The sequence below is a fragment of the Micromonospora sp. R311 genome (assembly GCF_056780015.1).
The window spans coordinates 126,581-149,873 of sequence record NZ_JBSWCE010000007.1 but is presented as its reverse complement, the minus strand read 5'-3'; the positions used below and the strand labels follow the sequence as shown (position 1 = coordinate 149,873).

Sequence of the window (23,293 nt, the reverse complement as noted above, 5' to 3'; positions counted from 1 at the left end):
ACGGGAAGGGGAGGCGGCGGGCGACGGGAATGTCGCAGGTGGAGTCCCGTTCGCCGGACCGGAAACGTAACCGAACCTCGCGGCACAGTTGCCCCCCGTCAATCAGTCGGCTTCGCGTCAGTTCGCGCCATGTCACCTGATGCCGAGCCGGCGAGCACGCTGCGTGGGATTCACGGAGTGACATGGATGGATCGGAGCGGTTTTCGCCGAAGATCCGAATTCACATGATCCGAATTCATCGCGCTGGGATGGGACTGGACCGTGCGCGGTCGCACCGCCCCGGACGCCGATCGGGGCAACCGGACGGACGTACGGACGATCTCAGCCGGAGCTCAGCAATCGGGCCGTACCGTGTGCCGCATGAGATCGCCGTTGTCGGCCGCGCGGATCCGGCGTGCCCTGCCCACCCGCCGCCGCCGCGTCGCCGCCGCCGCGGCGGCCGTCGTGCTGCTCGCCGCCGCCGTCACCTGGGTGGTGTGGCCGCAGGAGCCGGCGGTACGCGCCGAGGCCGCGATCCTCACCGTCCGTTCCGGACCGGCCGGTGACCAGCCGGTCGACCTGGACACCACGCTCTACCTGCCGGCGGGCGCCTCTGCCGCGCGCCGGGTGCCGGCGGTGTTGCTGGCACACGGCTTCGGTGGCACCAAGGAGTCGGTGCGCGCCGACGCCGAGGAGTTCGCCGGCCGTGGCTACGCCGTGCTGACCTGGACCGCCCGCGGCTTCGGCCGCAGCGGCGGGCAGATCCACCTGGACCACCCCGACTACGAGGTCCGGGACGCCGCCCGCCTGCTGGACTGGCTGGCCGCCCGGCCGGAGATCCGCACCGACGCCGCCGGGGACCCCCGGGTCGGCGTGGTCGGCGGCTCGTACGGCGGCGGCCTGGCGCTGCTGCTCGCCGCGCAGGACCGGCGGGTCGACGCGATCGTCCCGATGATCACCTGGAACGACCTGTCCCGGGCGTTCCTGCCCGAGAGCACCGGCCGGGAGCCCGTCGACGGAGTGTTCAAGAAGGGCTGGGCGGGGCTCTTCTTCGGCGGCGGCGGCAACCTGGGCACCGGCCCGGCCGGGCTCTCCGGCACCACCGCCGCCCAGCCGGAGGGCGCTCCCGCGTCCGCCGGGCCGCCCAGCCCGGGACCGGGCGCCGGGCCGGGGACCGGTCCGGGCCGCGCGCCGGCCGGGGCCGCCGACCCGTCCTGCGGCCGGTTCGCCGCCGACGTCTGCGCCGCGTACCTGCGGATCGCCACCACCGGCCGGGCCGACCAGGCCGCCGTGGACCTGCTGCGCCGTTCCAGCCCCGCCGGCGTCCTGGACCGGATCACCGCGCCGACGCTGCTGGTGCAGGGCGAGGCGGACACCCTCTTCCCGCTGACCGAGGCGGACGCCAACGCCCGCGGCATCGCCGCGGCCGGCACCCCCGTCCGGGTCGCCTGGTTCACCGGCGGCCACGACGGTGGCGAGGGGCCGAAGACGGACTCCGACCGGGTGCGGTACCTGACCGTCCAGTGGCTCGACCACTACGTCAAGGGCGCGGGCGACCCCCCGGGCGACGGCTTCACCTGGTCCCGGATCGCCGGCTTCGACGCGCTCGACCGGGGTCTGGTGGCCACCGGCTACCGCACCGCCGACTACCCGGGCACCGGGGGCGACGCGCGCCGGGAGATCGCGGTGACCGGCCCCGTCCAGCCGATCGCCAATCCGCCGGCCGGCAACCCGGCCGCCATCTCCTCGGTGCCCTTCGCCGGGGAACTCTCCTCGCTGCTCGGCGGGGTGGCCGGGGACGTGCCCGGCCAGCACGCCCGGTTCGAGTCGGCGCCGCTGGCCGAGGCGGTGGACGTGGTCGGCGCGCCGACCGTCTCCGTCCGGGTCGCGTCGCCGACCGGGGAGGCGGTGCTCTTCGTCAAGCTCTACGACGTCGAGCCCGGCGGCACGGCCACCCTGCCGAACGGGCTGGTCGCCCCGGTCCGGCTCACCGGCCTGCCGAGCGAGATCGACGCGGCGCGGCCGGTCACGGTCACCCTGCCGGCGATCGTCCGCCGGATCGAGGCCGGGCACCGGCTCCGGGTGGTGGTGGCCACCTCCGACCAGGCGTACGCCACGCCGGTCGAGCCGACCGTGCACACGGTGGCCCCGGGTGACGGGCCGGTGACCCTGCCCACGGTGACCGGCGAGCCCATCCCCACCTCGGCGACGGTCTGGCGCTGGGTGCTGGCCGGGCTGCTCGCCACGATCGCGGTCGGGCTCGTCGTGGTCGTCGCCGTGGTCCGGCGTCGGCACCGCCGTCAGGACAGCTCCGTCCATCCGGCGTACGCGGACACCCCGCTGGCCGTGCGCCAGCTCCGCAAGGAGTACGCGGACGGCTTCGTCGCCGTGTCCAACGTGGACTTCGAGGTGCACCCCGGCCAGGTGGTCGGCCTGCTCGGCCCGAACGGCGCCGGCAAGACCACCACGCTGCGGGTGCTGATGGGGCTGACCCAGCCGACGGCCGGCGAGATCTACGTCTTCGGCCACCGGCTGGTGCCCGGCTCGCCGGTGCTGTCCCGGATCGGCGCGCTGGTCGAGGGGCCCGGTTTCCTGCCGCACCTGTCCGGCCTGGAGAACCTGAAGGCGTACTGGCGGGCGACCGGACGGCCGGTCGGGGACGCGCACTTCGACGAGGCGTTGGAGATCGCCGGGCTGGGCGACTCGGTGCACCGGAAGATCAAGAACTACAGCCACGGCATGAAGCAGCGGCTCGCCATCGCCCAGGCCATGCTCGGCCTGCCGGAGCTGCTGGTGCTCGACGAGCCGACGGACGGGCTCGACCCGCCGCAGATCGCCGAGATGCGCCGGGTGCTCCAGCGCTACGCCACCGACGGCCGGGCGGTGCTGGTCTCCAGCCACCTGCTGGCCGAGGTGGAGCAGACCTGCACGCACGCCGTGGTGGTCAACAAGGGGCGGATCGTCGCCGCCGGCCCGGTCGAGGAGATCGTCGGCGAGTCGCCGAGCGTGCTCTTCGAGGTGACCGACCCGGACGCGGCCCGCACCGTGCTGGACCGGCTGAACGGGGTGCGGGTGCTGCCCGACGGCGAGGGGCAGCTGGTCGTGGACACCAACGGCACCGCCCGCAGCGAGGTGGTGGCCGAACTGGTCCGGGCCGGAATCGGGGTGGACCGGGTGGTGCCCCGGCGCCGCCTGGAGGACGCGTTCCTCGCCCTGGTGGGCGAGACTTCTCGGGGAAGCGGGGACCGGTGATGGCGGGCTCGACCTCCACGGTGGGCGCCGCCGCGGGCTACCGGCCCTCGGCCACCCTGCCGTTCGCGGCGGAGTTCCGCCGCCAGGCGTCGCGACGGCGGACCCAGCTCGCGCTCGGGTTCATGGTGCTGCTGCCACTGATCATCCTGATCGCCTTCCAGTTCGACTCGGGCGGCGACGACGACAACGGGCGCGGCGAGTTCGCCAGCCTGATCGAGTTCGCCACCACCGGCGGGCTGAACTTCACCCTCTTCACCATCTTCGTCTCGGCGTCGTTCCTGCTGGTCGTGGTGGTGGCGCTGTTCTGCGGGGACACCGTGGCCAGCGAGGCGAGCTGGGGCAGCCTGCGCTACCTGCTGGCCGTCCCGGTGCCCCGGGCCCGGCTGCTGGCGGTGAAGCTGCTGGTGGCGCTCGCGTACTCGGCGCTGGCGCTGCTGCTGCTGGCCGGCACCGCACTGCTCGCCGGCACCCTGCGCTACGGCTGGGAGCCGCTGCGCAGCACCGTCGCCGCGCAACTGGAGCCGGGGGAGGGGCTGCTGCGGCTGCTGGCCGTGCTCGGCTACCTGGCGGTCGTCCTGCTGGTGGTGGCCGGCCTGGCCTTCCTGCTGTCGGTGACCACGGACGCCGCGCTCGGCGCGGTCGGCGGCGCGGTGCTGCTCTGGATCCTCTCCAGCATCCTCGACCAGATCACCGCGCTCGGCGCGCTGCGCGCCTTCCTGCCCACCCACTACAGCACCGCCTGGCTGGGGCTGCTCTCCACCCCGGTGCAGACCGACGACGTGGTCCGCGGTTCGATCTCGGCGATCAGCTACGCGACGCTCTTCTGGGGCCTGGCCTTCTGGCGGTTCACCCGCAAGGACGTCGTCTCATAGCAGCGGCGTCGACCGCGTCGGGGCGGGCGTGCCCGGCAGCGGCGCGTCCGTCGCCGGCGCGTCCGGTCCGGGGCTGGTCGCCGGTCCGGGGGCCTTCGCCCAGGCGCTGACTCCGACCCGTCCGGTGTTGCCCAGGTCGATCGGGCCGTCCAGGTCGACGAACTGCGGCGGCCGGCCGGCGGCCGGGGCGACCTCCAGGCGCTCGCCGTCGGTCGCGACCACGGTCGAATCGGTGACCAGGTTGCGCCACAGCACGGCGGCGGTGGCCCGCTCGCCGGGGCGCAGGGTCAGCGGCCGGGGCGGGTCGTCGAAGCCCGAGGTGATGCCCTTCGCCCCCTCGACCACCCGGACCGGGATCGGCGCGCCGTCGCCGTCGAGCAGCCGCAGGGACGGATAGCCGTGCAGCTGGTACGCCGCCGGGCCGCAGTTGACCAGCTCCACGCCGAGCGCGCGCAGGCCCATGGCGGCGTCGGTTCCGAGGGCCCGGATCCGGACGCCCGACGCCGGGCACGGAGCGGTCGGGCCGTCCCCCGACGCCGTCGGGCTCGCCCCGACCGTCCCGGACGCGGCCGGCCCGTCCCCACCCGTACCGGCGTGGTCGGGGGTGCAGGCGCCCAGCGGCAGGGCTACCGCGAGCGGCACGGCCGCGGCGAGCAGGAGTCGGCGTCGGGTCGGGCGGGGTGCCATCGCCCCATCCTCCCACCGCCGCCGGTCCGCCTCCGCCCGGGCATCAGCCGGTGCCCCGGCGCCGTCGAGCCGTCCTGGGGCACCCCGGCCTGTCCGCAGGACGGGTCCGGGCCGGGCCCTGGCTCGCGGACAGGTGTCGTCGGGGCGGCGACCGGCGGGAGGGGCGCGGCCGGTCAGTCGCGCGCTGACGGGGTGGCGGGCGGCGCGGTGAGCACCGCGTCGAGCAGGCCGGGGTAGAGGCGGTCCAGTTCGTCGCGGCGCAGCCGGACGAAGCGGCTGGTGCCGGCGACCCGGGTGCGGGTCAGCCCGGCCTCGCGCAGCACCTTGAGGTGGTGGCTGCGGGTGGCCTTGGAGACGCCGAACTCGAAGGTGCCGCAGGCGTATTCCCCGCCCTCGGCGAGCGCCCGGACGATCTGGAGCCGGACGTCGTCGGCCAGCGCGGCCAGCACGGCGGTGACCGGCACCTCGCGCAACTCGGGTTCGTGCAGCTCCATGTGACCAGTGTAACGCTTGTTCGACTTTCGTCGAACATGCCCCTAGGGTCGTCGCTGTTGGTTCGACGATACTCGAACATAGGAGCCGCCATGCGTTCTCGGGCCGCCGCCTTCCCGCTGCTCGCGGTGCTCAGTTGGGGGGTGATGTTCCCCGTCCTGGCCAGCGCGCTGGTCCGGGTCGACGCGCTCAACCTGACCACCGTCCGGTACCTGCTCGCCACCGCGATCCTGGTCGCGCTGCTGCTGTTCCGGGAGGGCGCCGGCACGCTGCGTCCCGCCGGGCGGGCCGCCGAGGTCGCGGTGCTCGGCGTCGTGGGGTTCGCCGGCTTCAACCTGCTGACCAACCTGGCGCTCGGGCACGCCGCCCCGCAGCAGATCGCGCTCTTCGCCGCCACCACCCCGCTGGTCACCCAGCTGATCCGCTGGGCACGTGACGGCGTACGCCCGCGGCCGGTGCTGCTCGCCCTCTCGCTGGTCGCGCTGGCCGGCGTCGGTCTGGTGATCACCCGCGGCCGGCTCGACGGCCTCGGTGACTTCGGTACGGGCGCGCTGCTGATGGCCGGCGCGGTGCTCGGCTGGGCCGTCTACACCCACGGCGGGAGCCGGTTCGGCGACTGGTCCCCGCTGCGCTACACCACCCTGACCGCGCTCGCCGGCACGGTCGCCATGCTGGCCGCGAGCGCGGTGGCCGACCTCGCCGGCTGGCAGCACGCGCCGGCCGCCGCCGACCTCGTCGCGGTCGCCCCGCAGCTGGCGTACGCCGTCGTCGTGGCCGCCGTGGTGGCGGTGCTGGCCTGGAACACCGGCGTGCAGCGGCTCGGCTCGGCCAACGCGGCGCTGTTCATGAACCTGGTCCCGGTGACCACGTTCGCGGTGCAGACCGTCCGCGGCTACCGGCCCGTCGCGGTGGAGCTGGTCGGCGCGGCGCTGACCATCGCCGCCCTGGTCGCCGCCAACCTGGCCACCCGTCCGCGCGCCGCCGCCCGCCCGCGCCCGGCCAACCACGCGGAGGCCGTGCCGGTCGCCGACCCGGTGGCGGTCGTCGACCCGGTCGCCGTGGTGGCCCGGTAGCGGACCGGCTCACACCGTGGGAACCCCGCAGAGGTACGCCGGGGAGATTGCATAGACTCGGCGGCACAACTGCATACCTCATCCAGAGGGGCTGAGGGATACGGCCCGACGACGCCCCGGCAACCACCCCGCGCGCTCACCGCTGAGCGACCGGCGGGGCAGGTGCCAATTCCGTCCCCGCCGCAGAGTGCGATGCGGGGAAAGATGAGAGGACTCCTCGACATGACGTCGACGCTCGCCACCTCCGGTATCGACACCTCCGCCAGCCCCGCCCGCGCCCTGGTCTGCCGCGCCTGTTCGGCCCGCTACCCGCTCGCCGCCCAGCACGCCTGTTACGAGTGCTTCGGCCCGCTGGAGGTCGACTACGACACCGCCGAGCTGGCCAAGGTCACCCGCGAGCAGATCGAGGCCGGCCCGGCCAACCTCTGGCGGTACGCGGCGCTGCTGCCCGCCGGCCAGGACCCGGCGGCCCGGGTGACCCTCGACCCGGGGCTGACCCCGCTGGTCGCCGCCCCGCACCTCGCCGCCGAGCTGGGCATCACCGCGCCGCTCTGGGTCAAGGACGACAGCGCCAACCCGACCCACTCGTTCAAGGACCGGGTGGTGTCGGTGGCGCTGACCGCCGCCCGGGCGCTCGGCTTCAGCCGGTTCGCCTGCGCCTCGACCGGTAACCTGGCCAACTCGGTCGCCGCGCACGCGGCCCGGGTCGGCGCGCCGTCCGTGGTCTTCATCCCCAGTGACCTGGAGCAGGGCAAGGTGGTCACCACCGCCGTCTACGGCGGCGAACTGGTCGCCATCGACGGCTCGTACGACGACGTGAACCGGCTCTGCGGCGAACTGGTGGAGACGGACGAGTTCGAGGACACCGCATTCGTCAACGTGAACGTGCGCCCCTACTACGCGGAGGGCTCCAAGACCCTCGGTTACGAGGTGGCCGAGCAGCTCGGCTGGCGGATCCCCGCCCAGGTGGTGATCCCGATGGCCTCCGGGGAGCTGCTCACCAAGATCGACAAGGCGTTCGCCGAACTGGTCGAGATCGGCCTGGTCGAGGCGCCGGCGGGCGGCTGGAAGGTGTTCGGCGCCCAGTCGGCCGGCTGCAACCCGATCGCCACCGCGCTGCACGCCGGCACCGACACCATCACCCCGGTCAAGCCGACCGGCATCGCGAAGTCGCTGAACATCGGCGACCCCGCCGCCGGCCTCTACGCGCTCGAGGCGGTGCGCCGCACCGGCGGCTGGATGGAGTACGCCGACGACGACGAGATCCGCGCCGGCATCCGGCTGCTCGCCTGTACCACCGGGGTCTTCGCCGAGACGGCCGGCGGGGTGACCGTGGCGGTGCTGCGCAAGCTGGTCGAGTCCGGCCGCCTCGACCCGGCCGCGGAGACGGTGGTCTTCAACACCGGCGAGGGGCTGAAGACCCTCGACGCGGTCGCCGGCCAGGTCGGCCCCACCCACCGGATCAAGCCGTCGCTGCGCGCCGCCCGCGACGCCGGCCTCCTCGGCTGACTGTCCGCCCGCCCGCTCGACGACGGCCGGCGGTCCGCGTCGAGCGGGCGGCGAGATCAACACGGCATCCCGGAATTCGCGGTATCCGGCCCGGTGAGGAGACCACGAGTTCCGGGAGACGGAGTGGATCAGCCGGAAGTCCCGACCCGGTGGGTCCGCCGCTGGTCGCGGGAGGGCGGATCACCCGGACGGGGGATGCGGCCGATCCGCCGGGTAACGGGCTTTTCGCTCTGGGTGCGGAAAACGCGCTGTCGGGGACTTGACGGTAGGAACCGGGCGGCGCAAGATGCTCCGTGCGGGAGGGCGTTTCGCCGAAAGACTTGCGAAGTCCTTGCGACCCAACGCCGGAGGCGTTGTGCGAGCGTCCCTCCCGACCAACGTCCGATCGGGCCGGCGAAATTCGCTGGCCCGATCGTCCTTTCCGGCGCACCCTCGCTGCATGGGCATCACGATCGCGCCGATCGAGGCAACCGACCAGGCCGCGATCGACGCCGCGTACCGGGTCGGCGCCGCGGCCAACGAAGCCGACCTGCCCGACTTCCCGCCCTTCTGCCGGCGGCGGTTCGAGGCCTCGGTCCGGCACCCGATGCCGGGCAACGCCGCGCTCTGGGCACTGGCCCGACTGGGCGGCGTGTCGGCCGGCTACCTCGCTCTCGACCTCCCGCAACTCGACAACACCGACAACGCCACCGCCGACCTGATCGTGCACCCGGCGTACCGGCGGCGCGGCGTCGGCCGGGCGCTGCACGAGCACGGCGTACGGCTGCTGCGCGAGCGGGGCCGCAAGCGGGTGGTCGGGATGGCGGTGTCGGCCCTGCCCGGCGGGCCGTCCCGGCCGGCGGCCGGGGCCGCGTTCGCCGCCGCGCTGGGCGCGCACCCGGCGCTGCGGGAGGTCCGGCGCCGGCTCGACACCACCGGGCTCGACCACGCCGGGTTGGACGCGCTGCTCGCCGCCGCGCGGGACCGGTTCGCCGGCTACCGGGCGGTCCAGTGGCGCGGCAGCACCCCGGAGGAGCACGTCGCCGACATCGCCTACCTCGACGGCCGGCTGATGACCGACTCACCCCTGGGTGACCTGCACTGGGAGGCCGAGCAGGTCGACGCCGAACGGATCCGGGGCACCGAGCGGGCGCTGGACGCGCGTGGCCGGCGGCGCTATCACACCGCGGTCCGCCACGAGGAGTCCGGACGGCTGGTCGCCTGGACGCTGCTCGACGTCGGCGCGTCCGCCGACTGGCACGCGTTCCAGCAGATCACCATCGTCGACCCGGAGCACCGCGGCCACCGGCTGGGCCTGCTCACCAAGATCGAGAACCTGCGTCACCTGCTGGCCCACGAGCCGGCGGTCCGCGCGATCGACACCTTCAACGCGGCCGAGAACGCCCACATGGTGCTGATCAACGAGCATCTCGGGTTCCGCCCGGTCGACGGCTGGACCGACTGGCAGCTCACCCTGTGACGATCCAGGTTGTGACACTGCCCTACTGATCCTGGTGCTTCCTGTTGCATGATGGCGGGCATGACGGAGACCCCGCACCCCCTGTACGACAGGCACGCCGACACCCTCACCCGGGCGCTGACCGCGATCACGGAGCGCGGGTACTGGTCCGCCTACCCCGAGTCCCCCAGCCCTCGGGTCTACGGCGAGACCGCCGCCGCCGACGGAAAGGCCGCCTTCGAGGCGTACCTCAACGGTGACTTCCCCCTCGACCAGCCCGGCGCCGGTGACCGGGTCGCCACCGAGACGAGCCCGTTCGGCGTGGCGCTGAACGTCCGCTACCCGCACGCCGGCGCCGACGAGCTGGTCGCCGCCGCGACCGCCGCCCTGCCCGCCTGGCGCGACGCCGGCCCGCAGGCCCGGGTCGGTGTCTGCATGGAGATCCTGGACCGGCTGCACAAGCACATCTTCGAGCTGGCCAACGCGGTGCAGTTCACCAGCGGCCAGGCGTTCGTGATGGCGTTCCAGGCCGGCGGCGCGCACGCCCTGGACCGCGCGCTGGAGGCGCTCGCCTACGCGTACGCGGAGATGACCCGGCACCCGGGCACCGCCGGCTGGGAGAAGGCGGCCGGCAAGGGCGACCCGCTGCGGATGACCAAGACGTTCCACGTGGTGCCCCGCGGGGTCGGCCTGGTCATCGGCTGCAACACCTTCCCGACCTGGAACTCGTACCCGGGGTTGTTCGCCTCGCTGGTCACCGGCAACCCGGTGATCGTCAAGCCGCACCCGCGCGCGGTGCTGCCGCTGGCCGTCACCGTGCGCTACGCGCGCGAGGTGCTCGCCGAGGCAGGCTTCGACCCCGACCTGGTGCTGCTGGCCGCCGAGGCCCCGGGCGAGAAGCTCGCCTCGGCCCTGGCCCTGCACCCGGCCGTGAAGATCGTCGACTTCACCGGCTCCACCGAGTACGGCGACTGGCTGGAGGCCAACGCCCGGCAGGCCGCGGTCTACACCGAGACGGCCGGCCTGAACACGGTGGTGATCGACTCCACCGACGACTTCGCCGGCATGTGCCGCAACCTCGGCTTCACGCTGACCCTCTACAGCGGCCAGATGTGCACCACCTCGCAGAACATCCTGATCCCCCGGGACGGCATCGAGACCGACCAGGGGCACAAGAGCTTCGACGAGGTGGCCGGCGGGATCGCGGCGGCGGTCGGCAAGCTCACCGCCGACCCGGCCCGCGGGGTGGAGCTGACCGGCTCGATCGTCAACGACGGCGTGCTGGAGCGGCTCGACGAGGTCACCAAGGTCGGCGAGCCGGTGCTGGAGTCGCGTGCCGTCGAGCACCCGGCCTTCCCCGGCGCGGTGGTCCGCACGCCGACGGTGGTCAAGGTCGGCGCGGACGACACCGCGACCTACGGCCGGGAGTGGTTCGGGCCGATCTCGTTCGTCATCCCCACCGACTCCACCGCGCACAGCCTGGAGATCATGCGGAAGACCGTCGGCGAGAAGGGCGCGCTCACCGCGGGCGTCTACTCCACCGACGAGGCGGTGCTGGACGCGGCCGAGGCGGCGGCGATCGAGGTCGGGGTGCACCTGTCCTGCAACCTGACCGGCGGGGTGTTCGTGAACCAGTCGGCGGCCTTCTCCGACTTCCACGGCAGCGGCGCCAACCCGGCGGCCAACGCGGCGCTGACCGACGGGGCGTACGTGGCGAACCGGTTCCGGATCGTGCAGTCTCGTCGGCACGTCTGAGTTGCGGTCTGGGTTTCCGGGGGCAGCCCGCCTCGCTCCGGGCGGTCAGGCTTGATCCCTCCGCGAGGCGGGCTGCCCCCGGAAACCTCCCGTGTCACCCGAGACCGGGCCTCCGGCCAGGGGGAATTGATCTCCGGAGTGCCGCCTCGGGTCGGGTCCCCTGGTTGAGGGTCAGGCGGGGCGGCGCATCTGGAGCTCGGTCAGGGCCGGGACGGTCGGGTGCGGCACCCGGACGCCGGTGTCGACGAAGCCCAGCCGCTGGTAGGCCCGGTAGGCGCGCTCGTTGCCGACCACGACCTCCAGCATCAGCTCCGGCCGGCCGCACGACCGGGACCACTGCGCCACCGCCTCCACCAGGTCGGCGAGCAGGCCGCTGCCGCGCCAGGCCGGGGTCACGTAGACCGCGTAGACCACGGTGAGCCCGGGCTCCGCCGGCATCGTGGTGCCTCCGGCGTGCCCGACGAAACGGCCACCGGGGTCGGCGACGAACTGCGCGGTGTCGGTGCCGGTCGAGGTGTACGCGATCCGGGCGGCGTAGTCGGCGTGCGGCCGGGCCGCCGCGTCGGCGATGGTCTCCAGGAACGCCAGCGGCGCGTCGGCGAGCATCTCCAGGCGCAGCGCCCGCATCCGGGCGGCGTCCCGCGGCCGGACCCGCCGGACCTCCGCCGTTCGCCGGCCCGGCCCGGCCGGATCGCTGGTCATGTCCGCATGCCTACCACAACGACGTACGACGATCCCGACGCGCCGACGATCATTCGGAATACGCCCGATTTGTGGTCGTGCACCGCAGTCACGCCTCGTGTAGCGTGCGATTTCGGTCACCCGTTTCAGCGGTCGTCGCCGATCGCCAAACCGGTGGTTCCGGGGTGCCGGCGTGCCGGCGTCCGGGTTGTGGTACGCCGCGCAGAGTGAGGAAGTGCACCGTGGCACAGGGCACCGTGAAGTGGTTCAACGCCGAAAAGGGCTACGGCTTCATCGCCGTCGACGGCGGGCAGGACGTCTTCGTCCACTTCTCCGCGATCGAGATGGACGGCTACAAGGCGCTGGACGACGGCCAGCGGGTCGAGTTCGAGATCGCCCAGGGCCAGAAGGGCCCGCAGGCCGAGCGGGTGCGCGTCATCGCCTGAGTCGGCGCCCTCCCCGACGCGCGGGGTCGGCGGGGCTGCGGTGCGTCGGCGCGCCAGGGAAGATCATGAGCCGTTCCAGCTGTCGCTGAGGAGGGTTCATGTCCGACCAGCCGCCCCCGGACGCGTCGTCCCCGACGCCGGGCCCCTCCGGCCCGGGCGACCCCGACCCGGGCCGCGCCGCCCCCGCGAGTTCCACCCCGGGGGTGCCGCCGCCCGCCGACCGGGCCGCACCGCCGCCGTCCGCGGCCCACCAGCCGCCGGGCTGGGATCCGACCGCCCCGCCACCGGCGTGGGATCCGGCCGCGCCGCAACCGCCGGCCGGGCAGACGACCGCTCACCCACCATCAGAGTGGGATCCGGCCGCGACCCAGGCCGCCCACCCGGCTCCGGGGTGGGATCCGGCCGCGCCCCACGCCGCCCACCCGGCTCCGGGGTGGGATCCGGCCGCCCCGCCGCAGGGGTGGGCGCTCCCGCCCGGTCCGTACGGCGGGCAGCACTGGTATCCGGGTGCGCCCTTCGCCTATCCGGCCCCGGCGGGTCACGGGTGGTACCCGCCCGGGTTCGACCCGGCCGACGCCCTGGTCACCCCGCCCGGGGCGGGCCTCGGCGGGTGGTTCAGCCGGTGCGTCGGCGCGGTGCGCCGAGGCTGGCGGCTGCTGCTGCCGATCCTGCTGCTGACCCAGGTGCTGCCGGCGGCGACGCTCTCGGTGCTCAGCCTGCTGGTCGACCCGTCGGCCGACTGGGACGCCGCCGCCCGCCAGAACCCGGACGCGCTGCCCGACACGTTCCTCACCGACCTGGCCACCCTGCTCGGTGTGCTGATCGGCGGCAGCCTGCTCGTCGGCCTGGTGCAGAGCGTGGGCTGGGCCGCCGGCACCTGGGTGATCGCCCGGCAGGCGGCCGGCGAGCAAGTCAGCCTCGGCACGGCACTGCGCTACGGGCTGCGCCGGGCGCCCGGCCTGTGGGGCTGGACGCTGCTGCTGACCCTGATCATCAGCCTCGGCCTCTGCTTCTGCGTCATCCCCGGCATCTACTTCGCGTTCGTGCTGAGCATGGCCGGCCCGGTCTGGCTCTTCGAGCGCCGGCCCCCGATCGACCGCTCGTACCGGATGTTCCACGCCCGGCTGGGCCTGGTGCTCGGCCGGGTGGCGCTGGTGGCGGCGGCGGTGATCGTCGGCACGGTGGCGGCCGGGACGGTGGAGGCGGTCGGCACCCTGCCGTTCGGCACCACCCCGCTGGAGTCCCCGGGCTCGGCCGTCGGCGTCGTGCTGGTGGCGCTGGCCGCCGCGGTGCTGGCGCTGCCGGCCCACCTCGCCCAACTGGTCGGCCTGGTCGCCACGTACGCCGAGCAGCGGGCCCACGAGGGCCCGGTGAACGCGGCCCGGCTGGCCGGCGAACTCGGCTGACCGGCCCCATCGTGCTTGCACTCGGCAAGGGAGAGTGCTAAACAGGTCATTGGCACTCGCATCCTGTGAGTGCCAATGGTCGGGGCGGTGGGGCCGCGGCCGCGCCGGTGGAGAAACCGCTGGCGGGGCACGTGGCCGGTCGTCGCGGGCTATCCGGCCCGGCCGAGGAGGCGTCGCCGTCGTCCGGTGGCGACGTCCCAAGGTGCGTACACCAGGCGGCCCATCCGGGACACACACTCGGGTGGCCCGTGAGTGTCCAGGAGGACAACGCCGTATGGCCAAGATGATCGCGTTCGACGAAGAGGCGCGCCGCGGCCTCGAGCGGGGCATGAACCAGCTCGCCGACGCCGTGAAGGTGACCCTCGGCCCCAAGGGCCGCAACGTCGTGCTCGAAAAGAAGTGGGGTGCCCCCACCATCACCAACGATGGTGTGAGCATCGCCAAGGAGATCGAGCTCGAGGACCCGTACGAGAAGATCGGCGCCGAGCTGGTCAAGGAGGTCGCGAAGAAGACCGACGACGTCGCCGGTGACGGCACGACGACGGCGACCGTCCTGGCCCAGGCCCTGGTTCGTGAGGGCCTGCGCAACGTGGCCGCCGGCGCCAACCCGATGGCCCTGAAGCGGGGCATCGAGGCCGCCGTGGCCAGCGTCTCGGAGGAGCTGCTCAAGCTCGCCAAGGACGTGGAGACCAAGGAGCAGATCGCCTCCACCGCCTCCATCTCGGCTGGTGACACCAGCGTCGGCGAGATCATCGCCGAGGCGATGGACAAGGTCGGCAAGGAAGGCGTCATCACCGTCGAGGAGAGCAACACCTTCGGCCTGGAGCTGGAGCTCACCGAGGGTATGCGCTTCGACAAGGGCTACATCTCCGCGTACTTCATGACCGACCCGGAGCGTATGGAGGCCGTCTTCGACGACCCGTACATCCTGATCGTCAACAGCAAGATCTCGTCGGTGAAGGACCTGCTCCCGATCCTCGAGAAGGTCATGCAGTCGGGCAAGCCGCTGCTGATCATCGCCGAGGACCTGGAGGGCGAGGCCCTGGCCACCCTGGTGGTCAACAAGGTCCGGGGCACCTTCAAGTCGGTCGCCGTCAAGGCGCCGGGCTTCGGTGACCGCCGCAAGGCCATGCTCACCGACATCGCCATCCTCACCGGTGGCCAGGTCATCAGCGAGGAGGTCGGCCTCAAGCTCGACGCGACCGGCCTCGACATGCTGGGCCGGGCCCGCAAGGTCGTGGTGACCAAGGACGAGACCACGATCGTCGACGGTGCCGGTGACGCCGAGCAGATCCAGGGCCGGGTGAACCAGATCCGGGCCGAGATCGACAAGAGCGACTCCGACTACGACCGGGAGAAGCTGCAGGAGCGGCTGGCCAAGCTGGCCGGTGGCGTCGCGGTGATCAAGGTCGGCGCGGCCACCGAGGTCGAGCTGAAGGAGCGCAAGCACCGCATCGAGGACGCGGTGCGCAACGCGAAGGCCGCCGTCGAGGAGGGCATCGTCCCCGGTGGTGGTGTCGCGCTGGTGCAGGCCGGCAAGACCGCCTTCGACAAGCTGGACCTCACCGGTGACGAGGCGACCGGCGCGCAGATCGTCAAGATTGCGCTGGACGCCCCGCTGCGGCAGATCGCCGTCAACGCCGGCCTCGAGGGCGGCGTGGTCGTCGAGCACGTCCGCAACCTGGAGGCGGGCCACGGCCTCAACGCCGCCAACGGCGAGTACGTGGACCTGCTGGCCGCGGGCATCATCGACCCGGCCAAGGTGACCCGCTCGGCGCTGCAGAACGCGTCGTCGATCGCGGCGCTGTTCCTCACCACCGAGGCCGTCGTGGCGGACAAGCCGGAGAAGACCCCGGCCGCCCCGGCTGGTCCGGGTGGCGGGGACATGGACTTCTGAGTCCGGTTCCGACGCAGTAACGGGGCGGGCCGCGTCAGCGGTCCGCCCCGTTCGTCGTCAGGTGGGCAACGGGCGCTGGTTGCGCCGCTTCTGTGCCCGGTCGTACGGCGGGCGGAGCTGGATCGGCGCGTCGACCATCTCCAGCGGTTCCTCGATCTCCGCCTGCTGCTCGGCGCCGGCCATCTCCGCCAGTTGCTCGGCGTCGCCGTAGTCGAGCCGGTCGAACGGCAGTTGCCCGGGGAGTTCGCCGACCGGCTTCCAGGTGACGGGCTGGACGTCGTCGGTATGTTCGTCGTCCGTGGTCATGGCTGCCTCCTCTACCGAAACGGTAGGAGGCGCCGGTCAGCGCTGCGGGTGAATGGCGCTATCGGGATCTATATCCCATTCGCCCTTTATTGGGCTCCGAGCGACCTGCGGTACAGGAAGAAGACCCGCTCGATCCGGGCGCCCGCGCTGCCCGAGTAGAACGGCACCGGCCCCACCCAGCCGATCTGTGCCGCGTCGAGCCCGGCCGTCCGCTGGTCGCGCAGGCAGCGGCGGAGCAGCACCCCGCCGATCCCGGAGCCCTCGGCCGCCGGGGCGGTGCCCATCGGCCCGAACCAGCTCGGCCGACTCGATCCGTAGGCGGCGAAGCCGAGCACCTCGCCGTCCCGCTCCGCCAGGTGGCAGCCCGCTGCGTCCCGGCCGACCGAGCCGAGCAACTCCGCGTCCCAGGTGCCGCCGAAGGTGGACCGGGCGAACGCGGTCAGCGCCGGCAGGTCCGCCGGCCCGGCCCGGCGTACCGTGACGCCCTGGCCGGCCAGCCGCCGCTCGGCGGCCTCCGTCGACCGCAGCGCCGGCGACTCCTCGGAGGACAGGTCGGCGGTCATGTTCCACGCCGTCCGGTCCTGCCGGTACCCGAGCGCCAGCGCGGCGCAGACCGCCGGGGTGTACCGCACGTCGATGCCGGGCCAGGCGTAGTAGGGCGGGTTCCCGGCCAGCAGCACCTCGGCCGCGCCCAGCCCGGCGAGCGTCCGCTCGGCGTGCCCGAGCAGCGCCCGCCCGAGGCCCCGGCGCCGCGCGCCCGGCTCGACCGCCACCAGGTCCACGTGCCCGAGCCGCGGGTCGGTGGCGACCGAGCAGATCAGCACTCCGACCAGCGCCCCGTCCCGGTACGCGCCCAGCGCGACCACCGGCCGGTCCGCGGCGGCCCGGGTCCAGAGCGCGGCCACGATCTCGGCGGCCTCGGCCGCGTCCTCCGGCAGGTCCAGCGCCCGGCGGCACAACTGCACCACCGCCGGCGCCCGGTCGGCGGTCAGCTCGACGATCTCGGCGTCCATGGTGGCCGACCCTAGATCATCGGGTACCGGTGCGCGCAAGGGTCGCTCAGGACCGGGCGGCGCGGACGGCGGCGTACGCGTCGACCAGACCGGCGCCGGTGATGTTCCGGTCGCCCCCGCAGGCGTCCGCCGGGTCGCCGGAGGGGTGGCTGGCGGTGGCCGGGGTGGCCGTGTCGCGCAGGATCTGCCGGGTCCGGGGCAGGTCGCCGACGAGCGCCGGGTTCGCCGACCACATCAGCGCCACCACGCCGGCCACCTGCGGGGTGGCCATCGAGGTGCCGTCGAGCCGGGCGTACCCGCCGCCGGGCATCGCGGAGACGACCCCGGCGCCCGGTGCCACCAGGTCCGGCTTGGCCACGTCACCGGGCGCCGGACCGCGCGAGGAGAAGCTGGTGACCCACCGCTGCCGGTCCACCGCCCCCACGGTCAGCACCTCCGGGTACGGCGCGGGCGGGTCGTCGATCGACCCGCAGTACGGACCGGTGTTGCCGGCCGCGGCCACCACCAGGATGCCGGCGGCGTCCAGCGCCCGGGTGGCCGGCCGGAGCACCCGGGGGTCGCAGCCCTCGATCGCCGGGCAGCCCCACGAGTTGGTCAGGATGTCCGGCGCCCGGGCCGGGCGCCCGTCGGTGAACGGGTCCCCGCCGGGCGGGAACGGCGCCAGCATGAACTGGAGGCAGTCCAGGTAGTGGGCCGGGTTGCCGAGGTTGCGGTCGAGGTTGACGCAGCCCACCCACTGCGCGCCGGGGGCCACCCCGACGCCGCCCCGGCCCACCGCGCTGCCCACCGTGTGGGTGCCGTGCCCGCCCCGGTCGGCCGGGGCCCGGCTGCCGTTCCACGGGTCGTACCAGGAGTCGTCGCCGCCCCGGAAGCCGCCGGCCAGCGCCGGGTGCCCGCCGTCCACCCCGGAGTCGGAACTGCCCACCACGACGCCGGAGCCGTCGACCCCGAGCCGCGACCAGACCCGGTCCGCGCCGATCATCCGGATGTTCCACTCCGGACCGGTGGGGGCGGGGGCGGTGCCGCGGCTGACCCCGGCCGGCGCCGGCAACGGTCGCAGCCGCTGGCTGACCAGCACCCGGTCCACTTCCGGACGGCCGGCGAGCCAGGCCCGCACCGCCGGTCCGCCGGCCACCTCCACCGCGTTCACCAGGTAGTACGGGGTGTGCGGCAGCCGGAGCCGGCGCAGGTCCCGGCGCAGGCCGGCCTGGCTCCGGTCGGCGGTGGCGACCAGCCGCCGGTAGACCTCGGCCGCCCGGGCGTCCCGGCCGGCCCGGCCGGGGGTACCGGCCGGCAACCCGGTCAGGTCGGCCTGCTCGCGCAGCACCACCAGCAGCCGCTCGCCGTGCAGGCCGGGCTGGCCGGGGCCGGCGGCGACCACCCCGGTCGCCACCAGCAGGGTCACCGCGGCCACCGCGGCCACCCGCCGGCTCGGCGTGCGACCCCGGGCCAGCAGCACCCCGTACGCGACGGCGAGCAGGGCCGCGACGGCGAGTCCCGCGCCGGCGGCGGCCGCCACCCAGAACGGCACGTCGCGGGTGTCGGCGAGGATCAGGGTGATCTCTTCCGGGTCGGTGAAGGCCAGCGGGCCGAGCACGGTGAGCCCGACCAGCCAGCCGGCCGGGGCGCGGTCGGTGGCCCGGCCGACGCCCGGGCGGCGGGCCGCCGCCTGGAGGGCGGCCAGCGCGAAGCCGGCCGGCGGCAGGGTCAGCAGCAGCGGCAACTGCGCCCCGGACTGGCCGACCCCGGCGGCCACGAGCAGCAGCGCCACCCCGGCGACCAGCCCGCCGACCAGCACCAGCCGGGCCGGCCGGGGCGGCTCGCCGACCGCGAAGGGGGCCCAGAACCCGGCGTCCAGCAGTGTCCCGGCCAGCGCGCCGACGGTGGCCGCCGCCAGTGCGGCGAGCACGGTCTCCAAGGGCCCGCCGAGCGCGCCCAGCCAGACCCAGGGCAGCAGCAGGGCCAGCCCGGCGGCCGCCGCGAGCAGCGTGACCGGACCCGGCCGGTGTCGCCCGGCGGCTCCCGCCGCCTCGGGTCCCGTCCGAACCGGGACGCCAGCGGAGCCCGTCGGTGGCGGGCCGCTTCCCGGGCGTCGCCGGCGGCCCAGCCGGGCCAGCACGGCGGCGGCCAGCGCGGCGGCGCCGGCGAGCGCCGCGAGGTATACCTCGTGGTGCACCGGGGGGATGGCGCGGAGCAGCCCGAGCGCGGCGAGCACCAGCACCCCGGCCAGCCAGGCGCGGCCGGCGGTGCGGACCGCCGCCGAGCGGGGCAGCAGCGCCAGCAGCAGCGCGGGCGTGCCGACCAGCAGGACGGTCGACAGGCCCACCGCCGGCCAGAGCCAGACCACCCGGTCCAGCCCGCTGGCCAGCAGCACCTGGTCGGCCAGCCACCCGCCGGCCTGGGCGGGCACCGCGCAGCCGACGATCCAGCAGCCGGCCAGCGCGGCCGCCACCACCGGCCAGGGGCCGGGCCGGGGCGGCGCCGGCGGGGGCGGGGGCGGTGGCACGTACGGACCGGTGGGTGACGGGGGGCCGACCTCCATTCCCCAGACAGTACGGCCCGGACGTCGCCTGCCGTCCCACGGCCACGACGGTTACGGTGGACGGGTGCGCGACCCGAACGTGTCCCGATCCGTCGCCGGCCAGCTCTCCCCGGAGCGCCGCGTCGACGACCTGCGCCGGCTCCGGGCCGAGCGGTTCGACGTGCTGGTCATCGGGGGTGGCGTGACCGGTGCCGGCGCCGCCCTGGACGCCGCCTCCCGCGGGCTGAAGGTGGCCCTGGTGGAGGCCCGCGACTACGCCGCCGGCACCTCCAGCCGGTCCAGCAAGCTGATCCACGGCGGGCTGCGCTACCTGGAGCAGCTGGAGTTCCACCTGGTCCACGAGGCGCTCACCGAGCGCGGCCTGCTCGCCACCCGGCTCGCGCCGCACCTGGTCCGTCCGGTCCCGTTCCTGGTCCCGCTCCCCGCCGGCCGGGGCGTACGCGACCTGCCGGGCCGGCTCTTCCGCCGCTCCTACTACGGCGCCGGCGTGGCCACCTACGACGCCTTCGCCGGCGTCTTCGGTGGCGGCCGGGGCATGCCGCTGCACCGCCACCTGACCCGGGAGGGGGCGCGCCGAATCTTCCCCAGCCTGAAACCCGACGGGCTGGCCGGTGCCATCCGCTACTACGACGGGCAGGTCGACGACGCCCGGCTGGTGGTCACCCTGGCCCGCACCGCGGCCAGCCTGGGAGCGACCGTGGTGAGCAGCGCGCGGGCAGTCGGCTTGATCCGGCAGGCCCGCGAGGTGACCGGGGTCCGGGTGCGCGATCTGGAGGCGCCCGCCGGTTCACCGGACGCCGAGTTCGAGGTCCACGCCCGCACCGTCATCGCCGCGACCGGGGTGTGGAGCGACGACATGTCGCGGATGCTCAACGACGTCGGGCTGCGCCCCGGCATCCGGGTACGCGCCTCCAAGGGCGTGCACCTGGTGGTGCCCCGTTCGGCGATCACCGGCGAGACCGGGCTGATCCTGCGTACCGCGACCAGCGTGCTCTTCGTCATCCCGTGGGGCGGGCACTGGATCATCGGCACCACGGACACCGACTGGCGGCTCGACCGCTCCCACCCGGCCGCCTCCGCCCGGGACATCGACTACCTGCTCCAGCAGGTCAACGCGGTGCTGGACCGGCCGCTCACCCGGGACGACATCGAGGGCGTCTACGCCGGGCTGCGACCGCTGCTGGCCGGCGAGGCCGACTCCACCTCCAAGCTGTCCCGGGAGCACGCGGTCTTCGAGCCGATGCTGGGGCTGCTGCTGGTCGCCGGCGGCAAGTACACGACGTACCGGGTGATGGCCTCGGACGTGGTGGACCGGGCCGCCCGCCGGCTCGGCGGCGCACGCCCGTCGCGCACCGCCGACCTGCCGCTGCTCGGCGCGGACGGCTACGCCGCGATGTGGCGGGACCGCGCCGACCTGGCCCGCCGGCACGGCGTCCCGGTCGGCGTGGTCGAGCACCTGCTGGAGCGCTACGGCACCCTCACCCTGGACCTGCTCGCGCTGATCGACGCCGACCCGCTGCTCGCCTCTCCGCTGGCCGGCGCGCCGGAGTACCTGGCCGCCGAGGTGACCTACGCGGCGCGGGCCGAGGGCGCGCTGCACCTGGAGGACGTGCTCACCCGCCGAACCCGGATCTCCTTCGAGACCAGCCACCGGGGCCTGGAGTCGGCCGAGCACGCCGCCGAACTGATGGGCGGGGTGCTCGGCTGGGACGCCGCGACCCGGGCCCGCGAGGTGGAGCACTACCGCGCCCGGGTGGCCGCCGAGCGGCAGTCCCAGGAGATGCCGGACGACGTGGCCGCCGACGCGGCCCGGCTGGGTGCGCCCGACGTCCGCGGCTTCGTCGCCGACCGGGGACCCGGCGGGGACGCGGCCGAAGTCCCCTCGTCGTCGCGGTGACCGAACCGGCCGGTAACGTTACGTAACGATTGGTCCGCTCGGCGGGTATCCGGCGCTACCTACGGTGGGGTAGGTTGCGGCGCGTGGTTCCCGTATTCCGGTCATGTCTGGTTTCGCTCTCCGTCGCCGCGCTGCTGGCCGTCAGCCTCGCCGGCTGCTCGCTGCCCGGCAACGCCGACGACGAGCCGGCGGCCCGGCCGGCCGACTCGGCACCGGCGCAGCCCGGGCTGGGCGGCGCGGCGACGATCGGCAAGGGCCAGGTCACCCTGTTGCAGAAGCTCGGCTCCGGCGGCCCGCTGCGCACGCTCAACGTGGAGCCGGACGGCCGGTGGGAGTGCGTCGACTGCGCCGGTGACGGGGTGACCTCGGCGGGCGCGCTCAACGCCGAGCAGGTGCAACGGCTCCGGGTGCTGCTCGACGATCCACGACTGCCCCAGGAGACCGACCAGGCCCGGCAGTACCGGGTGAGCTGCATCGACGCGCTCACCTCCAGCCTGCTCACCTCGGTCGGCACGATCACCACCCAGGACTGCCCGGGCGAGGAGCAGCCGCTGGTCGGGTACGAGATCCTGCTGCTGCTCACCCAGGCCACCCCCGCCGAGCCCACGGCCTGACCGGCGCCCGCCGGCGCGGGCACCGTGAGGGGTCAGAGCACCTTGCCGGGGTTCAGCAGGCCGGTCGGGTCGAGCGCGGCCTTGACCGCCTGGTGCACCCGGACGCCCACCGGGCCGATCTCGCGGGCCAGCCAGTCCCGCTTGAGCAGGCCCACCCCGTGCTCGCCGGTGCAGGTGCCGCCCAGCTCCAGGCCGAGCCGCATGATCTCGTCGAAGGCGCGCCGGCCGCGTTCCAGGCTCGCCGGGTCGGCCCGGTCGACCACGATGTTCGGGTGCATGTTGCCGTCCCCCGCGTGCCCGACCACGCCGATCGGCACCTCGCACTCGGCCGCGATCCGGGCCACCCCGTCCAGCAGCGCGGCCAACGACCCGCGGGGCACCGCCACGTCGTCGATGACCAGCCCTCCGTTGCCGGCCGGGAAGGCGTCCGCGGCGAACTTCTCCATCGCCGGATGGGCCAGCCGGCGGGCCTGCAACAGCGCCGCCGCCTCCACCGTGTCGGTGGCCGCGTAGACCTCGTCGGCGCCGGCCGCCGCGCACACCTCGGCCAGCGCGGCCAGGTCGTCGGCGGCCCGGGCGCCGGTGTCGGCGGCGGCCAGCAGCAGCGCCTGGGCGTCGGTGCGCAGTCCCATCGGCCGGTACGCCTCGATGGCCCGCAGGTGGGTCTGGTCGAGCAGTTCCAGCAGGCTGGGGGAGAGGCCCCGGGCGGCGATCCCGGCCACCGCGTCGCCGGCCGCCGCGGTGGAGGGGAAGACCGCGACCAGGGTCAGCGACCCGGCCGGCGCGGGGCGCAGCGCCACGGTCACCTCGGTGATGATCCCGAGGGTGCCCTCCGAGCCGACGAAGAGCCGGGTGAGGTCGTAGCCGGCGACTCCCTTGGCGGTACGCCGGCCGGTGCGCAGCACCTCGCCGGAGGCGAGCACCACCTCCAGGCCGAGCACGTACTCGGTGGTGACGCCGTACTTGACGCAGCACATGCCGCCCGCGTTGGTGGCGACGTTGCCGCCGATGGTGGAGGACTCCCAGGAGCCCGGGTCGGGCGGGTACCAGAGGCCCTGCTCGGCCACCGCGGCGGCCAGTGTGGCGTTGACCACCCCCGGCTGGAGCACCGCGATCCGGCTCACCGGGTCGATCTCCAGGATGGCGTCCAGCGCGACCGTGCTCAGCACCACCGCGCCGTCGACCGCGTTCGCCGCGCCCGCCAGCCCGGTCCGCGCCCCCTGGGGCACCACCGGTACGCCGTGCCGGGCGGCCGCCCGGACCACCGCGGCCACCTGCTCGGTGCTGCGCGGCCGGGTGACCACCAGCGGCGTGCCGGCGGCGCAGAGATCGGCCTCGTCCCGCTCGTGCATCCGGAGCAGGTCCGGGTCGGTCAGCACCGCGTCGTCGCCGAGCGCGGCCCGCAGGTCGTCGAGCAGGGGGGAACCGGCCATG

18 protein-coding genes and 1 riboswitch are annotated in these 23,293 nt (G+C 74.6%); of the genes, 11 read left to right on the top strand and 7 right to left on the bottom strand.

The window, feature by feature from the left end; genetic code table 11:
- Window positions 1–360 precede the first annotated feature (360 nt).
- Window positions 361–3,231, top strand: coding sequence for an alpha/beta fold hydrolase (locus AC1WTP_RS08135; RefSeq protein ID WP_481648590.1), 2,871 nt, complete (start codon window positions 361–363; stop codon window positions 3,229–3,231).
- Window positions 3,231–4,103 carry an ABC transporter permease gene (locus AC1WTP_RS08130; protein ID WP_447134168.1) on the top strand — a complete coding sequence of 291 codons (873 nt, stop codon included), beginning with the start codon at window positions 3,231–3,233 and terminating at the stop codon, window positions 4,101–4,103. Before AC1WTP_RS08135 ends, AC1WTP_RS08130 begins: the two co-directional genes overlap by 1 nt.
- Here the strand turns inward: AC1WTP_RS08130 and AC1WTP_RS08125 are convergent.
- Entirely contained in the window at window positions 4,098–4,790 is a 693-nt protein-coding gene (locus tag AC1WTP_RS08125; protein ID WP_481648589.1) for a DUF4232 domain-containing protein, read from the bottom strand. The genes AC1WTP_RS08130 and AC1WTP_RS08125 overlap by 6 nt on opposite strands.
- A 173-nt stretch (window positions 4,791–4,963) precedes the next feature.
- Window positions 4,964–5,284: an ArsR/SmtB family transcription factor gene (locus AC1WTP_RS08120; protein WP_481648588.1), complete on the bottom strand. Its 321-nt coding sequence runs from the start codon at window positions 5,282–5,284 to the stop codon at window positions 4,964–4,966.
- A 90-nt stretch (window positions 5,285–5,374) separates the two neighbouring features.
- On the opposite strand from AC1WTP_RS08120, the gene AC1WTP_RS08115 reads away from it, so the two are divergent.
- From AC1WTP_RS08115 to paaN, 4 genes are all read left to right on the top strand, one after another.
- On the top strand, window positions 5,375–6,355 hold the full coding sequence (locus AC1WTP_RS08115) for a DMT family transporter (protein ID WP_481648587.1): 981 nt from the start codon (window positions 5,375–5,377) through the stop codon (window positions 6,353–6,355).
- 75 nt (window positions 6,356–6,430) lie between these two features.
- Window positions 6,431–6,566: riboswitch (SAM riboswitch) on the top strand.
- Window positions 6,567–6,577: 11 nt separating this feature from the next.
- Window positions 6,578–7,864: a threonine synthase gene (gene thrC / locus AC1WTP_RS08110; protein WP_481648586.1), complete on the top strand. Its 1,287-nt coding sequence runs from the start codon at window positions 6,578–6,580 to the stop codon at window positions 7,862–7,864.
- Between the two features lie 439 nt (window positions 7,865–8,303).
- A complete protein-coding gene (locus tag AC1WTP_RS08105) occupies window positions 8,304–9,323 on the top strand; it encodes an N-acetyltransferase family protein (RefSeq protein WP_481648585.1) in 1,020 nt (339 codons plus the stop codon).
- 60 nt (window positions 9,324–9,383) lie between these two features.
- Window positions 9,384–11,057, top strand: a complete 1,674-nt coding sequence (gene paaN, locus AC1WTP_RS08100; RefSeq protein ID WP_481648584.1) for a phenylacetic acid degradation protein PaaN — start codon at window positions 9,384–9,386, stop codon at window positions 11,055–11,057.
- 171 nt (window positions 11,058–11,228) lie between these two features.
- On the opposite strand, the gene AC1WTP_RS08095 is transcribed toward paaN, so the two are convergent.
- Window positions 11,229–11,759, bottom strand: coding sequence for an N-acetyltransferase family protein (locus AC1WTP_RS08095; RefSeq protein ID WP_481648583.1), 531 nt, complete (start codon window positions 11,757–11,759; stop codon window positions 11,229–11,231).
- Between the two features lie 221 nt (window positions 11,760–11,980).
- Here AC1WTP_RS08095 and AC1WTP_RS08090 point away from each other — a divergent pair, with 221 nt between their 5' ends.
- The 3 genes from AC1WTP_RS08090 (at window position 11,981) to groL (ending at window position 15,487) form a co-directional block, all read left to right on the top strand.
- Window positions 11,981–12,184 carry a cold-shock protein gene (locus AC1WTP_RS08090; RefSeq protein ID WP_013288855.1) on the top strand — a complete coding sequence of 68 codons (204 nt, stop codon included), beginning with the start codon at window positions 11,981–11,983 and terminating at the stop codon, window positions 12,182–12,184.
- Window positions 12,185–12,282: 98 nt separating this feature from the next.
- The gene (locus AC1WTP_RS08085; RefSeq protein ID WP_481648582.1) at window positions 12,283–13,590 is read left to right on the top strand and encodes a hypothetical protein; all 1,308 of its coding nucleotides are present in this window, start codon (window positions 12,283–12,285) and stop codon (window positions 13,588–13,590) included.
- 274 nt (window positions 13,591–13,864) lie between these two features.
- Window positions 13,865–15,487: a chaperonin GroEL gene (groL, locus tag AC1WTP_RS08080; protein WP_281571999.1), complete on the top strand. Its 1,623-nt coding sequence runs from the start codon at window positions 13,865–13,867 to the stop codon at window positions 15,485–15,487.
- 57 nt (window positions 15,488–15,544) lie between these two features.
- Here the strand turns inward: groL and AC1WTP_RS08075 are convergent, their stop codons facing one another.
- The 3 genes from AC1WTP_RS08075 to AC1WTP_RS08065 all read right to left on the bottom strand — a co-directional run bounded on the left by AC1WTP_RS08075 (window position 15,545) and on the right by AC1WTP_RS08065 (window position 19,348).
- Window positions 15,545–15,793 (bottom strand): hypothetical protein, encoded by a 249-nt coding sequence (locus tag AC1WTP_RS08075; RefSeq protein ID WP_481648581.1) that lies wholly within the window; start codon window positions 15,791–15,793, stop codon window positions 15,545–15,547.
- 86 nt (window positions 15,794–15,879) lie between these two features.
- Window positions 15,880–16,806 (bottom strand): GNAT family N-acetyltransferase, encoded by a 927-nt coding sequence (locus AC1WTP_RS08070; RefSeq protein ID WP_481648580.1) that lies wholly within the window; start codon window positions 16,804–16,806, stop codon window positions 15,880–15,882.
- A 46-nt stretch (window positions 16,807–16,852) separates the two neighbouring features.
- The gene (locus AC1WTP_RS08065) at window positions 16,853–19,348 is read right to left on the bottom strand and encodes a S8 family serine peptidase (RefSeq protein ID WP_481648579.1); all 2,496 of its coding nucleotides are present in this window, start codon (window positions 19,346–19,348) and stop codon (window positions 16,853–16,855) included.
- 79 nt (window positions 19,349–19,427) lie between these two features.
- Between AC1WTP_RS08065 and AC1WTP_RS08060 the strand changes: the two genes are divergently transcribed.
- Window positions 19,428–21,245, top strand: coding sequence for a glycerol-3-phosphate dehydrogenase/oxidase (locus AC1WTP_RS08060; RefSeq protein ID WP_481648655.1), 1,818 nt, complete (start codon window positions 19,428–19,430; stop codon window positions 21,243–21,245).
- 83 nt (window positions 21,246–21,328) lie between these two features.
- The gene (locus AC1WTP_RS08055; protein ID WP_481648578.1) at window positions 21,329–21,859 is read left to right on the top strand and encodes a hypothetical protein; all 531 of its coding nucleotides are present in this window, start codon (window positions 21,329–21,331) and stop codon (window positions 21,857–21,859) included.
- A 32-nt stretch (window positions 21,860–21,891) separates the two neighbouring features.
- Here AC1WTP_RS08055 and AC1WTP_RS08050 read toward each other — a convergent pair whose 3' ends face one another.
- The gene (locus tag AC1WTP_RS08050; protein WP_481648577.1) at window positions 21,892–23,292 is read right to left on the bottom strand and encodes an FAD-binding oxidoreductase; all 1,401 of its coding nucleotides are present in this window, start codon (window positions 23,290–23,292) and stop codon (window positions 21,892–21,894) included.
- Window position 23,293: the final 1 nt, after the last annotated feature.

Coding starts and splice junctions, on each gene's coding strand:
- AC1WTP_RS08135 (WP_481648590.1), top strand. CDS start 361: ATGAGATCGCCGTTGTCGGCCGCGCGGATCCGGCGTGCCCTGCCCACC.
- AC1WTP_RS08130 (WP_447134168.1), top strand. CDS start 3,231: ATGGCGGGCTCGACCTCCACGGTGGGCGCCGCCGCGGGCTACCGGCCC.
- AC1WTP_RS08125 (WP_481648589.1), bottom strand. CDS start 4,790: ATGGCACCCCGCCCGACCCGACGCCGACTCCTGCTCGCCGCGGCCGTG.
- AC1WTP_RS08120 (WP_481648588.1), bottom strand. CDS start 5,284: ATGGAGCTGCACGAACCCGAGTTGCGCGAGGTGCCGGTCACCGCCGTG.
- AC1WTP_RS08115 (WP_481648587.1), top strand. CDS start 5,375: ATGCGTTCTCGGGCCGCCGCCTTCCCGCTGCTCGCGGTGCTCAGTTGG.
- thrC (WP_481648586.1), top strand. CDS start 6,578: ATGACGTCGACGCTCGCCACCTCCGGTATCGACACCTCCGCCAGCCCC.
- AC1WTP_RS08105 (WP_481648585.1), top strand. CDS start 8,304: ATGGGCATCACGATCGCGCCGATCGAGGCAACCGACCAGGCCGCGATC.
- paaN (WP_481648584.1), top strand. CDS start 9,384: ATGACGGAGACCCCGCACCCCCTGTACGACAGGCACGCCGACACCCTC.
- AC1WTP_RS08095 (WP_481648583.1), bottom strand. CDS start 11,759: ATGACCAGCGATCCGGCCGGGCCGGGCCGGCGAACGGCGGAGGTCCGG.
- AC1WTP_RS08085 (WP_481648582.1), top strand. CDS start 12,283: ATGTCCGACCAGCCGCCCCCGGACGCGTCGTCCCCGACGCCGGGCCCC.
- groL (WP_281571999.1), top strand. CDS start 13,865: ATGGCCAAGATGATCGCGTTCGACGAAGAGGCGCGCCGCGGCCTCGAG.
- AC1WTP_RS08075 (WP_481648581.1), bottom strand. CDS start 15,793: ATGACCACGGACGACGAACATACCGACGACGTCCAGCCCGTCACCTGG.
- AC1WTP_RS08070 (WP_481648580.1), bottom strand. CDS start 16,806: ATGGACGCCGAGATCGTCGAGCTGACCGCCGACCGGGCGCCGGCGGTG.
- AC1WTP_RS08065 (WP_481648579.1), bottom strand. CDS start 19,348: ATGGAGGTCGGCCCCCCGTCACCCACCGGTCCGTACGTGCCACCGCCC.
- AC1WTP_RS08050 (WP_481648577.1), bottom strand. CDS start 23,292: ATGGCCGGTTCCCCCCTGCTCGACGACCTGCGGGCCGCGCTCGGCGAC.